Source organism: Actinoallomurus acanthiterrae (assembly GCF_054775715.1).
On record NZ_BAAHCO010000001.1, the window covers coordinates 5,834,459 to 5,849,277 of the forward strand.

Consider the following 14,819-nt stretch of genomic DNA (forward strand, 5'->3'; position numbering starts at 1 on the left):
CACGCGTTGCGGGTTCCAGGTGGCCGGGCACCCTCCAGTGCGGCCGCGGCGAGGAGAGACGCGCGATGGATGAGAACGTGGAGCGAGCCGTCGAGAACGCGATCGCAGCCATGCGCGACCGCCTCGGGGAACCGATCACCATCGACGACATGGCGCGTGCGGCGATCTTCAGCAAGTTCCACTTCTGCCGGGTCTTCCAGCAGGCCACCGGCGTCTCGCCCCGGCGGTTCCTGTCCGCCATGCGATTGCAGGAGGCCAAGCGGCTCCTGCTCGCCACGTCCCTGAGCGTCACCGAGATCAGCAACCGGGTCGGGTACGCCAGCGTCGGCACCTTCAGCCGGCGCTTCAAGGACGCCGTGGGGCTGGCGCCCACCGGGTACCGCCGGCTCGGCGGTCACAGGCGCTTCATGGCCCTCGACGGCGGCCGGTGCGGAGCGGGCCGGCGGCTGGCCGTCATCCGGGGGGAGATCCGGCCGTCGCCGACCGGTGCGCCCGGCCCCACCCTGGTCGGCCTGTTCCCGGACCGGATCCAGCAGGGCCATCCCGTCCGGTATGTGATTCTCCAGCACCCCGGACCGTACGCGCTCGACCGCGTGCCGCCGGGAACCTGGCACCTGCTCGCCCACTCCGGCCACGGCCCCGACGGCGCGGGCGACCGGCCGCCGGCCGTCGCCGGCCACGGGCCCATGACCATCCAGCCCGACACCGTGACAGTGCGGGCCGACCTGCAGCTACGGCCGATGCACACGCTGGACCCCCCGGTCCTGCTCCCGTTCCCGGTCCCTCCACCGGCGCCACTGCGCAGGCAGGTGGGATGAGGAGTCCCGAACCTTCCGGCCGACCGCGACGAGGGGAATGCAGACATGGCCGAGTCCGAGCCGACTCCACGGCCCGCGAGAGCTCCGGCGGCGCCGCCGAGCAGGTCCATCGGCGGGTCGGAGGTACCACTGTTGGAGGAGACGATCGGCGAGAACCTCCGCCGGAGCGTACGCGAGTACGGCGACCGGGAGGCCCTCGTCGAGTGCGCGACCGGCCGGAGATGGACCTACACCGCGTTCGGCGCAGAGGTCGACGCCCTGGCGCTCGGCCTGCTGGAGCTGGGCGTCCGGCCGGGCGACCGGGTCGGCATCTGGGCGCCGAACTGCGCCGAGTGGATGATCTTCCAATACGCTGCGGCCACGATCAGCGCGATCCTCGTGAACATCAGCCCGGCCTACCGCGCCAGTGAACTGGAGTACGTACTGAACCACGCCGGCGTCCGGCTGCTGGCGGCGCCCGCGAGGTTCAAGACCTCCGACTACCGGAAGATGATCGACGAGGTACGGCCGCGGTGTCCGTCGCTGGAGCACGTGCTGATGATCGGCGGGGACGGCTGGGCCGCCGTTTCGACCCGGACCGGCCACAACGGCGTGGCCTTGCCCGCGGAGCCGGACCCCGGCGATCCGATCAACATCCAGTACACCTCGGGTACCACGGGGCTTCCAAAAGGCGCGACCCTGTCGCACCGCAACATCCTCAACAACGGATACTTCGTCGGCGAGCGATGCGGCTACACGGAGAACGACCGGATCTGCGTCCCGGTGCCCTTCTACCACTGCTTCGGCATGGTGATGGGGAACCTCGCGGCGACCACCCACGGGGCGTGCGTCGTGATCCCGGCGCCGTCCTTCGACCGGCGGGCCACCTTGGCGGCGGTGGAGACGGAGCGCTGCTCGTCGCTGTATGGGGTGCCGACCATGTTCATCGCCGAACTCGCCGACCCGGAGTTCGGATCGTTCGACCTGTCATCGTTGCGAACCGGCATCATGTCCGGCTCGCCATGTCCGGTCGAGGTGATGCGGCAGGTCATCGAGAAGATGGGCATGGCGGAGGTGACCATCTGCTACGGGATGACCGAGACGTCGCCGGTGGCGACCCAGACCCATCCCTGCGACCCGCTGGAGCGCCGGGTGTCCACCGTCGGCCGGGCCGGCCCACACGTGGAGATCAAGGTCGTAGACCCGGCGACCGGCCGCACCGTCCCCCGCGGCGTGCCGGGCGAGGTGTGCACGCGGGGCTACTCGGTCATGCTGGGCTACTGGGCGCAGCCGGACCGGACCGCCGAGGCCATTGACGCGGGCGGCTGGATGCACACCGGTGACCTGGCCGTCATGGACGGCGACGGATACCTGATGATCACCGGGCGGATCAAGGACATGGTCATCCGCGGCGGGGAGAACATCTACCCGCGGGAGGTCGAGGAGTTCCTCTACGGGCATCCGGACATTCTCGACGTGCAGGTGGTCGGCGTGGCCGACGACCGCTACGGGGAGGAGCTGATGGCCTGGATCCGGCCGCGGCCGGGTGCCGAACCGCCCACCGCCGAATCGGTGCGGGAGTTCTGCCGCGGTCGGTTGGCGCACTACAAGATCCCGCGGTACGTGCGTACCGTCGACGCCTTCCCGATGACCGCGAGCGGGAAGGTACGGAAAGTGGAGTTGCGCGAGCGCGCCGCCGAGCTCCTCCGGTCACGCGGTCTCGGGGAGACCCCTCAGTCCTGAGATCCGGCAGGCGAGGGCAGGCCGAGGTCACGGGCGATCACCATGCGTTGGACCTCGCTCGTGCCCTCGCCGATCTCCAGGATCTTCGCGTCGCGGTAGAAGCGGGCCACGGGCGCGTCGTTCATGAAACCGCGGCCGCCGAAGATCTGGGTGGCGTCGCGCGCGTTGTCCATCGCCGCGTTCGAGGCGATCAGCTTCGCGACCGCCGCCTCCCGTTTGAACGGCGCGCCGTGCAGCATCTTCGCGGCAGCGTGGTAATAGGCGAGCCGTGCGGTGTGCGCCCGTGCCTCCATGTCGGCGATCGTGAACCGGATCGCCTGGAACGAGCCGATGGGACGGCCGAACGCGACACGCTCGCGGGCGTACCGGAGGCACTCGTCCACGCAGCCCTGCGCCAGCCCCACACCGACCGCGGCGATCGCGATCCGGCTCTCGTCGAGGATCGCGAGGAACTGCGCGTAGCCACGACCGCGGTCACCGAGGAGGTTCTGGGCCGGCACCGGGCAGTCCGAGAACGACAGCTCGTGGGTGTCGGAGGCGCACCAGCCCACCTTGGAGTACTTCGGCGCCACGGAGAAGCCGGGGGCGCCGGAAGGCACGACGATCGTGGAGATCTCCTTGCCTCCGTCCGCTCGAACGCCGGTCACCGCGGTGATCGTCACGAGCCGGGTGATGTCCGTGCCGGAATTCGTGATGAAGGACTTGCCGCCGTTGATCACCCAGTGGTCCCCGTCCGGCACGGCGCGGGTTCGCGTCGCGCCCGCATCGGTGCCGCCGCCCGGCTCCGTGAGGCCGAACGCGGCCAATGCCTCGCCGGAGCAGAGCGCGGGCATCCACCCTTCCCGCTGCGCGGGGTCGCCGAAACGGAAGATCGGCATCGCGCCGAGGGAGACGCCGGCCGAAAGGGTGATCGCGACGGACGAGTCGACCCGCGCCAGCTCCTCGAGCGCCAGGCAGAAGGTGAAGTAGTCGCGATCCATGCCCCCGTACGCGGCGGAGAAGGGCAGGCCGAACAGACCCATCCGGCCCATCTCGGCGACCAGCTCGTAGGGAAATTGCTGCCGTTCGTAGAATCCGCCGATGACCGGTGCCACCTCGGTCCGGGCGAAGTGCTCGACGTTTTTGCGCAGTGCTTCCCGTTCGTCGTCCAACCGGTAGTCGATCATTTGTCTCCCTGGGGTCATCGGGTCGCGTCCGCAGGTCGGCCGGTTGCCTGAGCCGGTCAGGATTCAGCCTCACATCTGGTCGGCGGCGCCGCATCTCCCGCGTTGCGCTCCTCTCCTGGTGCGGCCACGGAGATAGCAATCTGGGAGTTGCGTCCAGGTTGTGCCGGGCCGAAGCTGGTCAGGTCTGACCGCACATCAGGGAGCCTTCTATGCTGGAGCAGAGCATGCCCGATCAGGACATGCGGACCCGTGCGACGAAGCGGCGCTATTTCCCGCAGCTTGAAGGAATGCGGGGGATCGCCGCCCTTGGCGTGCTGGTCAGCGAAACCGGATTCTTCGCCGGTCAGGTGAAGTGGAACGAGATTCCCGGCCTGACGTATCCGGGCAACGGATTCGCCGGTGTCATCCTGTGGCAGCTGCACATCAGCCTGCCCATCTTCTTCGTGCTTTCTGGCACGCTGCTGTACCGCCCGTTCGTGCTCACAACGCTGGTCGGCACGCCCAGGCCCGCCCTCGGGCCGTACTTCTGGAGACGGGTGCTGCGCGTCCTGCCCGCATACTGGGCGGCGCTCGCCGTGACGCTGCTGCTGTTCAACCGGCACGCCATCAACGGCGTGTGGAGTGTCGTGCGCCCGCTGCTCTTGCTGCAGATCTACGACAAGAACGGCTGGGTGCGCGGCCTGGAGCCAAGCTGGAGCCTTTCCACCGAGGTCGTCTTCTACTTCACCCTGCCGATCTTCGCCTGGATCCTGCACCGCTTCGCGTGCCGAGCTGCGGACCCGATGGCAAGGGCCCGGCGGATTCTGCTGGCCCTGATCATTCCCGTCGTCGTGGGGTTCGTGTACGCCGCCTACACGTACCTGCCTTCCCTCGGGCCGTCTCCGATGCAAGACAAATGGCCACCGAAATGGATCGGATTCATCGCCATCGGCATGGCTCTGGCGACATTGTCGGCTGCCGCTGAGATATCGCCGGAAAAGGTGCCCGCCCCTTACCGACTGGTCATGCGGAAGCCGATAGTGTGCTGGTACGGTGCGTTGGCTGTGTTCGCCATGCTGTGCTTTTCACCGTTCGACGATCCGGGAAGCGCGAACTACCTGTCGATGAGCGGCGGGATATACAAGCACCTGATGTACCTGGCGTTCAGCCTGCTGCTCGTGGCACCATTGACGATTCCGAACGCACGGTCACACTTCATCAATGCGGTCCTGACCAATCGCGTGATGCTCTTCTTCGGACGTATCTCGTACGGCGTCTACCTTTGGCACCTGGCGGTCATCTACTATTGGAACAAGCAAGTGATCGGGGCGGACGGTTTCTTCAGGCTGCTCCCGGTCGTCTTCGTGGGTAGCGTCGGCATCGCGACCCTCAGCTACTTCCTCGTCGAGCGCCCCGCCATGCAACTACGGAAACGGCTGGGCAAGGCGCCTGCCGAATTCAGCGTGGTGACCATCGCGCCGGGCGACGCTGCGGCCCCGCCGGAAGCCGCCGACGAAGCGGTGCCGCACTTCCGGCGTCCCGCGCACCGCGATGCCGTCGAGGAGGAGACCGAACGTCGCTGACCCGGGCGTGGCCGCCGTGTGTACGGCCGGCGGCCGCGCCCGTATCAGCGCGCCGTGGTGCCGCCTCACCGTCGCGCCCGACGCCTCGTCCCAGCGGCCCCGGCGTCCAGCCCGGTGCGGGGCCGCCCGCCGGTCGCGGCGACCAGGGGTCCCGCGGCCAGCGGTGCGTCAGTCCGGTGGCAGTCGATTCGCGACCGGCGACCCGCCGCCCCGTTCCCTGCCGGGGTGCGCGGCCTCGATGCTCCGGGCGATCTCGGCCGCGACGGCGTCGCGGTTCGTCTCGTCCAGCAGGTAGAAGTGGCCACCGGACAGGACCCGGGTCCGCATTCCCGCTCCCGCCCGGTCCTGCCATGACGCCAGTTCCGGGACCGGAAGCAGTTCGTCGCGGTCTCCGCCCAGCACCGTCAGCGGAACCCGCAGGCGTCCGCGGTCGATGTCGTGCGCCAGCCGTCGGCCGAGCGCGACGTCGAACCGCAGCAGGGCGAGGATGTGCTCGCGCCAGTACGGCTCCCGCAGCAGTTCGGCCGCGGCGCCGCCGCCGCGCCGGACCATGTCGGACAGAGCGGCGTCGCCGGCTCCTCTGGCCGCCGGCCCCCGTGCGTGGCAGGCGCTGACGACGACCCCGGCGCACCGCTCGGGAGCGGCCAGCGCCAACTCGGCCGCAAGCACGCCCCCAAGGCTGTGCCCGAACAGAACCGTCGGGCCGGGCGGGAGCCGAACGAAGTCGTCAAGGATCCCCGCCAGCACCGCCCCGGCGTCCACCGGCGCCGCGGGAGGCCGCTCATGGAGGCGGCGTTCGCGCCCGGGAAGGGTGACGCCGAACACGGCGTATGTCTCGGGTAGCCGATCCAGCATCGGCAGCAGGGTGTTCGGCCCGGCGGCGGCATGCGGGAAGGCCAGCACCCGCCCGCGCGGCCGTCCCGGGGAGGCCCGCAGCTCGGTTATCCACGGACCGGTCACTCCGGCGCGCCTCCCGCGGGGCGATCCCGGCACGGGCTTGATCATCGCGGCGTTCCATCCCCGACCACCTCGCGCAGCAGGCGGGCGGCCCGGTCCGGCACACCGGCGCGCAGGAGGCGCCGGCGCAGCGCGTCGCCGCATCGCCAGTCGAGGCGCAGAGTGCCGTTCCGGATGGAGCAGCCGAGCGACAGCGTGTACGGATCGGGTCCCGGCAGGACCGTGTAGTCGACCAGTTCGGCCGGGTCGAGTGCCAGCGGTGCGCCGGGAGGGAGCAGACCGGCCAGGTCACCGAAGTGCTCGTACCGGCCGGTGACGGGGCCGTGGCCCGCGGCGGCGGGGGCCGGGGCGGCGCCGGGCGTGAGGACCATGGGGCGCGCGACGGTGTAGGCGCCGACCTCCCGCCGCTCGCCGTGACGGGTGTGGTCGAGGACGTCCATGGTCGGGCGGTCGTCGCCCAGGCACTCGGCGAGCAACGGTGCGAGCGTGGAAAGCACCGCGTCCGCCTGTACCGGCGACCGCGCCGGGCACCGCACGCGGATCCGGGCCGTCTCACCGGGCTCATCCAGTCCGGCAGGGTCGGCCGGGTCGGCCACGTCACGGCCGGACCGCACCGGGGCCGGGGCTTCGCGCGGGTGGCCGGCGACAGGCGGTTGCCATGCCGAGCACAGGCCGGCCAGGATCGGCCGCCACGACGGCACGTCGGCGATGAGCTCGTGGATCACCAGCAGCAGCCACTCCGTTCGCGGGTCGCGGCGGATCAACGCGACTCGCAGCAGCGGGCCGCCGTCCAGGCGCAGCCGGGACCGGATCCGCTCGACGATCGCCGGGACCAGGTCCGGTATGTGGGCCTCGTGGCCGGACAGGTCCAGGCGCAGGAAGGGCAGCGGGCCGCCGAGCCCACCGTCATAGCCGTGCCATTCACCCGCCCGGTGGGCGAACCGGGTCCGGAGGGCGTCGTGCCGGAGCAGCAGGTCCAGCGTCGCCTTCCTGACACTTACGGGGTCACTCGGCCCGGCCGACTCCAGCAGCAGGGCCCGGGCCCGCCGTTCGCGCGCGGCGGGGTCCCCCTCAAGGACGATCGTCCGTGCGGGCGTCAGGCCGTCGGGCGCCCCGTCACCGTCCGCGTGGCGTTCGGCCGCCGGGCCGGCGCCGAACCTGGTCGGCCGCGGTGGCGCGAGCCGGTCGGTGACGACGGCGCCGGACGCGCGCGGGATCCGGTCCACGCGGAGCCACTGTGCCGGGAGCAGTGGCGCGGGGACCAGCCGCGCGACGGCGGCCCGCACGTCGGGGTCCGCTTCGCCGCGCGTCACGTAGTAGGCGGTGAGCCGGTCGCCGGGCCCGCCGCTGCCGTCCGCGGCGTAACCGATATGGGCGAGCATGTTCTGAACCCGTGCCTCGTCGAGGGGCGCCCGCAACTCGGCGTCGGCCTCCTCACGCCGCAGGTGCCCGAGTCGTACCTCCCAGCGCGTCGGCGCCTCGTAGTTGTGGAAGCCGCGCTCGCGGGTGTGGACGTAGACGCCGGCGTCATTGATGACGCAGTTGGAGCTGCAGAAGCCTGTGTCGCCCGGCTGGGTCCAGGCGGCGGAACGGCCCCGCAGGAAGTCGCGGATCTCGTCCTTGGTGACGCCTGAGTAGCGGAAGAAGTCGACCACCTCCACAGCCTCGACCGCGGCCGGATCGATCGTTCCACCGGAGCCGTGGTAGATGCCGCGGCCGACGGCGAGCTTGTGGTCGATCTCCTCCGGATCGAACACGCCGCGCCGGTGGAACCATGACAGACGCTCGTCGATGATCTGGCCGCGGGACAGGCCGGTGACGATGGTGGGGATACGGCGCCGGTGGGCCAGTTCGGTGCTCAGCTCCAGTAGGGAGCGGAAACACCCGTTGCATACGCTCTTGTGCCGCTGGAGGCTCTCCAGGAAGATCCGTTTCTGGTCGGCCCGGTTGGCCGTCACATGCTCGACGCCGAGCGCGGCGGTGACGCGTTCGACGTTCCGCAGCGCGGTGGTGGAGATGAAGCCGTTGTCGAAGGTGAACGTCATGACCCGCAGGCCCAGATCGACCAGCCGGTAGAGCGCGTATGTGCTGTCCTTGCCGCCGCTGAACAGCAACAGGCAGTCGTGCGCGGGCCCGCCGGCCTCGGCGGCGGCGCGGAGGCGTCGGACCAGCACCTCGGGTTCGCTCCAGTACGCGCCTATCTTCGCCGCGTTGGCCGCGTACATCTCGCACAGGCCGCAGACGCCGGCGGAGTCGAAGGAGATGCCCGGGTACCGTGCGGTGATCCCGCAGCGGGCGCAGTGGCGGTCGTCGGCAGGGCCGCCGTCCTGGACCACCACCGCACAGTCGACGACGTCGTCGTGCTGGAGCAGCGCGGCCTCGATCCGTGCTGCGATCGCGCCGGCCGGGTCGCTCGCCGGCCGTTCGCGCGCGGCCACCTCAGGCCTCGTTCCGCGTCGGTGACGACCGACGACCGTCGGTCGCGCCGAGGTCGGTCAGGGCGTCGAGGAGGTCGTCGACGGGTTCGTCGTCGCCGTCCATGATCGAGCTCTCAATCTGGGCAGCGAGCGCCTCGACGGTCGGCGCGGCGAGGAATTCGCGGACGGCGACCTCCACCCCGAAGGTCTCGCCCACCCGCGTCAGCAGCTCCATGGCGAGCAGCGAGGTGCCGCCCGACTCGAAGAAGTCGTCACGTACGCCGAGGTTCGCGGCCGGGAGGAGACGTCGCCACAGCCCGGCGAGCATCTGCTCGGTGGGGGTGCGCGGCGCGACGCGGCCCACGGCGGGCGGCGCGGCGGCCGAGGGGACCCGGAGCGCCGGCCGGTCGATCTTCCCACTGAGTGTCCGGGGCAGCTCGGCGACGGGGACGAACACGGCCGGGACCGCGCCGGCGGGAAGCCGGGCGCGCAGGTGGTCACGGAGCCGGTCGCGAATGCGCTCGGGAAGGCGGCCGGGCGACGGTCCGGCTCCGGCCTCGTCGGCGAGCTCGACGAACGCGCACAGATACGGGTCGGTGTCCGCGTCCCCTTCCGCGGCGACGACCGCGGCGCCGGTGACGGCCGGATGCTCGCGCAGGACGGCCTCGACCTCCTCCAGCTCCACCCGGACGCCGCCGACCTTGACCTGATGGTCCTTCCTGCCAAGGAACTCCAGCACGCCGTCCGGCAGCAGACGGCCGAAGTCCCCGGTGCGGTACAGGACGGCGTCGTGGCCGGCGGTGCGCGGGTCGGGCACGAACGCCCGTGCGGTGGCCTCCGGCAGCCGGTGGTAGCCGAGCGACCGGAAGGGCGTGCCGAGGTGGATCTCGCCGATGGCGCCGGTCGGCACCGACCGGTTCCGCTCGTCCAGCAGCACGACCTCCGCGCCGGGCATCGGCCGGCCGATCGGGATGGACGGCCGGTCCGCATCGGCGGGGGAGACGACGTGGTATGTCTTGGTCATCGTTGTCTCCGATGGTCCGTACAGGTTGATCAGCTTGATCCGCTCGCCGAAGCGGTCGAACCACCGTCGCACGTCATCTGTTGGCAGCCGCTCACCGGACAGCGCGACGCACCGCAGGGACCCGAACGTCCAGTGTCCGCGCGCCAGGCCGCGGAACAGCGAAGGGACGCAGTGCACGAGGTCGATCCGCTCCTGGTCGATCCACCGGCCGAGAAGGGCGGGGTCAGCGAGCGCTTCGGCGGGCGGCGCGCAGGCCGTCCCGCCCGTGCACAGCGGCACGAAGACGTCGCGCAGCATCGCGTCGAACGCCGGAGAGGCGAGCTGGGTGACGCGCCATCCGGGGCCGATTCCCAGCAGCTCGGTCTCCCACCGGATGTAGTGGTCGACCGCCTTCAGCCGGCCGACGATACCCTTCGGGCGCCCGGTCGAGCCCGAGGTGAAGAAGATGTAGCAGGGGTCGTCGGGGGACGGGACGTGCCGCACGTCCACGGGGGCCACCGCCGCGTCGGCGCCGACCTCGACCGTGACGGCCGTGGGCGCCGCTGCGAGCAGCGAGTCGGCCAGGTCGCCCGCGGTGGATCCGACGACCGCCCATGCGGGCTCGACGTCGCGGAGCATCCGTTCGAGCCGCAGCGGAGGCACGGTCAGGTCCAGGGGCACGAAGACACCGCCCGCACGCAGGATGCCGAGCAGCGCCGCGGTGATCTCCCTGCGGTCGTCGGCGAGCACGGGAATCGCCGATCCGGGGCCGGCACCGCGCGCGGCGAGGCGGCCCGCGACACCATCGGCCATGGCGTCCAGCTCCGCGTATGTGAGGCGGCCGTGGGGGCACTCGATGGCCACCCGGTGCGGGAATCGTTCGATCGACCGCTGGACGAGCGTCTGGATGGCTTCGAAGGCCACCGTCCCTCCTTCCTTTCCAGGCCCTTCCGGCGGCACGGCCGGCCGGTGGGCCGGGATCACGTATGGTCGGCGAGGTCGAACGTCTCCAGGAGGATCCCGAACGTCAGCACCACCATCAGCAGGTCGTCGCCGAGGTGAGGATGGACGTCGAACCCCTGGCGCAGGTAACGCGATCGGAGCCGGTCGACGACGACAGGATCGAAGTACCCCTGTCGCTTGATCCGGTCGTGCGACAGCAGATCGCCGATCCATTCGACGTTCCGCCGGAGCAGCGCCGGGCCGCCCGGGGCGCGGAAGCCGAACTTCTCGCGATCGATGATCTCCGGAGGCACCAGGTCCCGTGCGACCCGCTTAAGCAGGTACTTCTCGCCGAGCTCGTGGACTTTCAGGCGTGGCGGGACGGTCGTGGCGAACTCGACGACGTCGAGGTCGAGGAACGGGAACCGGGTCTCGACGGAGTTGGCCAGGGCCATGCGGTCCCCGTGATCACCGAGCAGGTGATCCGACAGCCGGAGCTTGACGTCGAGGTAGGAGCGCTGGTGGACCTTGTGCCGCGGCGAGCCGGGAATGGTCGACGAGCGGGTGCCGCAGGCAGTCGACGTCGTCGAACATCGCACGGACGCCCTCGGAGTACAGGTCGAGCTTGGCCGCCCGCCATTCGTGGTACCGGCGCTCGTAGAACAGGTCCGGGTCGCCCCACAGCGAGGCGCGCAGTTCGGCCTCGAGCGCGTCGCCCAGGCCGCCCCGCAGGCGGCTCCGGCTCTGTCCGAGCCGGTCGAACCGGTAGCCGAGGTAGCCGCCGAACAGCTCGTCGGCACCCTCCCCGCTGAGGACGACCTTGATGCCGTTCCGCCGGGCCAGCGCTGACAGGGCGAGTGAGCACGTGTTGTAGGTCTCCTTCACCGGGCATTCGGCGTGGCGCACCATCTGGTGCAGGCCCTCGATGAGATCGGGTACCGCGACCCGCTCCTCATGATGGCGGGCGGCGATGTGGCGCGCGGCGAGACGCTGGTAGCCCGACTCGTCGATGGCGGCGTCCGGGAAGGTGATGGACAGCGCGTCGGACGGTGCCATCCGTGCCATCAGGGCGCCGATCAGCGAGGAGTCCAGGCCGCCGCTGAGGTAGAAGCCGACCGGGACGTCGGCATCGAGGCGCCGCCGGACCGCCTCGGCCAGAAGATCGCGCAGCGTCTCGACGTAGTACTCGTCCGGCTCCTGCGGCGACGATCCGTCCAGCGGGTAATCCAGGTCCCAGTAGCGGAACTCGCGTGCCGTCCCGTCCCGCACGAGCAGATAGTGGCCGCCCGGAAGGCTGTGTATGTCGCGGAACATCGTCCGCGGGCTGACCAGTCCGGGGAAGGTCAGCACCTGGTCCAGCCCGACCAGATCCACCTCGCGCGCCACCGCCGGGTGGTTGAGCACGGCCTTGGCCTCCGACCCGAAGACGATCTGGTCGCGCGTGGTCGCGTAGTGAAGGGGGAGGACACCCAGGTGGTCGCGCGCGAGGAACAGCCGGCGCTCGCGCCGGTCGTAGATCGCGAAGGCGAACTGGCCGTTCACGCGGTGGAGCAGCCCGGTGCCCTCCTCCTCGTACAGGTGGACGAGCACCTCCACGTCGCAGGCGGTGCGGAAGCGATGGCCGCGCGCGGCGAGGTCCGCGCGCAGCTCCCGATGGTTGAAGATCTCGCCGTTGCAGACGAGCACGGCGTTGCCGTCCTCGCTGTACATCGGCTGGTCACCGTGGTCGACGTCGATGATGCTCAGCCGACGGACGCCCAGGCCGACGCCGTCGGCGACGAACCGTCCCTCGGCGTCCGGGCCGCGGTGGGCCAGCGTCGCGGTCATCCGGGCGAGGACCGCGGGGTCGGCGGCGGGGCCGTCCCCGAGGGCCATGACCCCCGCAATGCCGCACATCTCAGCGACAGTCTCCATCAAGTATTGAGAATCGTGTAGGACCGATTCCGCTGGCGCGGTCGGCTCAACAGCGTATCTGGGGCGTTGCGTACGCTGAAGGGATCACCCTTTCCGCCTGTTCGATCGAGCAATCTGGGAGAAGGGGAAGCCCTTCTTCGGTGAGGGCGGGCAGTTGATCGCCTCCTACAGTGACGACGCCATCTACTATATGATAGTCAAGTGAAATAACTGATGTTCTCGTGAATGGGAAGAAGGAGACGGTGACCGGGGAGCGTCTCGCGGCGCCCGGCCTGCCATCCGTAGCGCAGCGCTACATCGAACGGTGGCTGGCCCCAGAGGAGCGGTACGGCGGCGGTATCTCCCGACTGGCGGACGCCTGCGTGCGGATCGACGAGCGCTACTGCCGCTGGGTTGCCGGGTATTACGACCGTGCCCCGGCGATGGCCTGCGACGACGACTTGCGCCGACGCTACGACCGGTTCAAGAGCGAAACCCTACGCCAGTATGAGGCGGTCGTCGGCGCCGGCATTTCGGTGCGGCCCTGGCTGGGCGAGGGGCAGCCATATCGGAACTCGCGCGAACTGCGCGACGCGGTGCGCCGCAGCGGCGAGCTCCGGGTGCTGCTCACCGTCGCGGCGCACGGCCCATCGCCCGCTGAGGGCCCGCATCCGCTGAGGGAACCGTCCGGAGTGCGGGTGGACGGCGTGGAGTTCTGTTACAACGACCTGTTCCGCGCCGTACACGACGTGTTCGGGCACCTCATGCTCGGCACGTCCTTCGGCCCTGAGGGAGAGTTCCTGGCCGGGTTGTGTCAGATGCGGATGTACTCGACGGGCGTGCACACTGTTCTGTTCACCGAGCACGTCGCGCAGATCTGCTGGTTCTTCTACGGACCGCACGTGGCGCAGGCCCCGAAGCCGTCCGGCGGGCCGCCGGACCGACGCCCGTATCCGGAGCAGAAGGTGTTCGCCTTCCCCGCACGGCTCGTCGACGCCTTCCCCAGCATGTTCCAGTGGAGAGGAAGCACCGATGCCTGACCTGGCGCAGACCCGGGCGAGACCGTTCGAGCGGGTCGCCGACCCGGCGTCCATCCCCGCATCGACCAGGGATGACTTCCCGATCCTCAACGGCGCGGCCGCCGATGGGCCGCTCGTCTACCTGGACAACGCCGCGACCACGCAGAAGCCACGCGCGGTACTGGACGCGATTGTGGAGTTCTACTCCACCGCCAACAGCAACGTCGGCCGCGGCTACTACCGGCTCAGCCGGACGGCGACCGAGCGGTACGAGCAGGCCAGGGCCACTGTCCAGGAGGAGCTCAACGCCGAACACGCCGACGAGGTGGTATTCACCCGGAGCACGACCGATGCGGTCAACCTGCTCGCCGACGCCTTCGGCGGCGGCATCGTCGGCAGGGCAGACCAGGTGGTCGTCAGCGGAATGGAGCACAACTCCAACCTGCTGCCGTGGCGGCGCCTGTGCGAAAGGTCGGGCGCCGAGCTGGTGGTCGTGCCGGTGAACGAGCACGGCCGGGTCGAGCCGGCCGACTTTCCGCCGCCCTGGGACCGCGGGTGCGCCTCGCCGCCGTCGCCCACGTGTCCAACGTGCTCGGCACCGTCAACCCACTCGGCACGATGATCGCCGACGCGCACCGGCACGGAGTCCCGGTCGTCGTCGACGGGGCGCAGGCGATACCGCACCGGCCGGTGGACGTCCGCGCGCTGGACGCCGACTTCTACTGCTTTTCAGGGCACAAGACCTACGGCCCGATGGGCATCGGCGTCCTGTACGGCAAACGGGAACTGCTCGCCGAGTTGCCCCCGTACCAGGTGGGCGGCGGGACGGTGAAGGGCGTCAGCCATACCGAGCCGGTCGTCTACGTCCCCACGCCGGCGCGCCTGGAGGCGGGCACGCCGAACATCGAGGGCGCGGTCGGCCTGGCGGCCGCGCTGCGCTACCTCCGGCGGCTCGGCCGGGACGCGATTCGGCGGCACGACGCGGCCCTGGTGCGGCACGCTATCGATGTACTGGGCCGTATCGACCGCGTCCGCGTGGTCGGGGACCCAGGCGCCGACCCCAGCGGGATCGTCTCCTTCGTCGTCGAGGGCATCCACCCGTACGACGTCGGAGGGCACCTGGACGCCCACGGCGTGGCGGTGCGCAGCGGTGTCCACTGCGCCAGCACCTTCCTCGACGGCATGGGGCTGCTCGGCACGGTGCGGATGTCCTTCGGCGTGTACAACTCCGAGGAGGAGGTCGATCTCGTGGCCGAGGCCCTGCGGTCGGTGGGCCCCGGCACGTGGACGGCCGAGCACCCGACGACGCGCTTCCTGTGA

10 protein-coding genes and 1 pseudogene are annotated in these 14,819 nt (G+C 70.5%); 5 read left to right on the forward strand and 6 right to left on the reverse strand.

Annotated features, from left to right (window positions below):
- Nucleotides 1-65: 65 nt before the first annotated feature.
- Both ACYVF7_RS27650 and ACYVF7_RS27655 read left to right on the forward strand, forming a co-directional pair.
- Complete coding sequence (locus tag ACYVF7_RS27650) at nt 66-818, forward strand: helix-turn-helix domain-containing protein (RefSeq protein WP_460346500.1); 753 nt, start codon at nt 66-68, stop codon at nt 816-818.
- Nucleotides 819-863: 45 nt separating this feature from the next.
- The gene (locus tag ACYVF7_RS27655; protein WP_460346502.1) at nt 864-2,540 is read left to right on the forward strand and encodes an AMP-binding protein; all 1,677 of its coding nucleotides are present in this window, start codon (nt 864-866) and stop codon (nt 2,538-2,540) included.
- Here ACYVF7_RS27655 and ACYVF7_RS27660 read toward each other — a convergent pair.
- On the reverse strand, nt 2,531-3,706 hold the full coding sequence (locus ACYVF7_RS27660) for an acyl-CoA dehydrogenase family protein (RefSeq protein WP_460346504.1): 1,176 nt from the start codon (nt 3,704-3,706) through the stop codon (nt 2,531-2,533). The genes ACYVF7_RS27655 and ACYVF7_RS27660 overlap by 10 nt on opposite strands.
- 209 nt (nt 3,707-3,915) lie before the next feature.
- Between ACYVF7_RS27660 and ACYVF7_RS27665 the strand changes: the two genes are divergently transcribed.
- Nucleotides 3,916-5,268, forward strand: coding sequence for an acyltransferase family protein (locus tag ACYVF7_RS27665; RefSeq protein WP_460346506.1), 1,353 nt, complete (start codon nt 3,916-3,918; stop codon nt 5,266-5,268).
- 168 nt (nt 5,269-5,436) lie between these two features.
- On the opposite strand, the gene ACYVF7_RS27670 is transcribed toward ACYVF7_RS27665, so the two are convergent.
- Genes ACYVF7_RS27670 through asnB form a run of 5 tightly spaced genes read right to left on the reverse strand, consistent with a single transcriptional unit; the run spans nt 5,437 to nt 12,501 of the window.
- Entirely contained in the window at nt 5,437-6,273 is an 837-nt protein-coding gene (locus ACYVF7_RS27670) for a thioesterase II family protein (RefSeq protein ID WP_460346508.1), read from the reverse strand.
- Nucleotides 6,270-8,663 (reverse strand): condensation domain-containing protein, encoded by a 2,394-nt coding sequence (locus tag ACYVF7_RS27675; protein ID WP_460346510.1) that lies wholly within the window; start codon nt 8,661-8,663, stop codon nt 6,270-6,272. Before ACYVF7_RS27675 ends, ACYVF7_RS27670 begins: the two co-directional genes overlap by 4 nt.
- Nucleotide 8,664: 1 nt before the next feature.
- Complete coding sequence (locus ACYVF7_RS27680) at nt 8,665-10,569, reverse strand: non-ribosomal peptide synthetase (RefSeq protein ID WP_460346512.1); 1,905 nt, start codon at nt 10,567-10,569, stop codon at nt 8,665-8,667.
- Between the two features lie 56 nt (nt 10,570-10,625).
- Nucleotides 10,626-11,138 (reverse strand): asparagine synthase-related protein, encoded by a 513-nt coding sequence (locus ACYVF7_RS27685; protein WP_460358140.1) that lies wholly within the window; start codon nt 11,136-11,138, stop codon nt 10,626-10,628.
- Nucleotides 11,056-12,501 (reverse strand): asparagine synthase (glutamine-hydrolyzing), encoded by a 1,446-nt coding sequence (gene asnB / locus ACYVF7_RS27690; protein WP_460346514.1) that lies wholly within the window; start codon nt 12,499-12,501, stop codon nt 11,056-11,058. Before asnB ends, ACYVF7_RS27685 begins: the two co-directional genes overlap by 83 nt.
- Before the next feature lie 242 nt (nt 12,502-12,743).
- Here asnB and ACYVF7_RS27695 point away from each other — a divergent pair, with 242 nt between their 5' ends.
- Nucleotides 12,744-13,520: a hypothetical protein gene (locus tag ACYVF7_RS27695; RefSeq protein ID WP_460346516.1), complete on the forward strand. Its 777-nt coding sequence runs from the start codon at nt 12,744-12,746 to the stop codon at nt 13,518-13,520.
- Nucleotides 13,513-14,819: pseudogene (locus ACYVF7_RS27700) on the forward strand (aminotransferase class V-fold PLP-dependent enzyme). The gene ACYVF7_RS27695 and the pseudogene ACYVF7_RS27700 overlap by 8 nt, the downstream one beginning before the upstream one ends.

What these genes read in the sequence shown, in the direction of transcription:
- ACYVF7_RS27650 (WP_460346500.1), top strand. Translation starts at nt 66, where the DNA reads ATGGATGAGAACGTGGAGCGAGCCGTCGAGAACGCGATCGCAGCCATG.
- ACYVF7_RS27655 (WP_460346502.1), top strand. Translation starts at nt 864, where the DNA reads ATGGCCGAGTCCGAGCCGACTCCACGGCCCGCGAGAGCTCCGGCGGCG.
- ACYVF7_RS27660 (WP_460346504.1), bottom strand. Translation starts at nt 3,706, where the DNA reads ATGATCGACTACCGGTTGGACGACGAACGGGAAGCACTGCGCAAAAAC.
- ACYVF7_RS27665 (WP_460346506.1), top strand. Translation starts at nt 3,916, where the DNA reads ATGCTGGAGCAGAGCATGCCCGATCAGGACATGCGGACCCGTGCGACG.
- ACYVF7_RS27670 (WP_460346508.1), bottom strand. Translation starts at nt 6,273, where the DNA reads ATGATCAAGCCCGTGCCGGGATCGCCCCGCGGGAGGCGCGCCGGAGTG.
- asnB (WP_460346514.1), bottom strand. Translation starts at nt 12,501, where the DNA reads ATGGAGACTGTCGCTGAGATGTGCGGCATTGCGGGGGTCATGGCCCTC.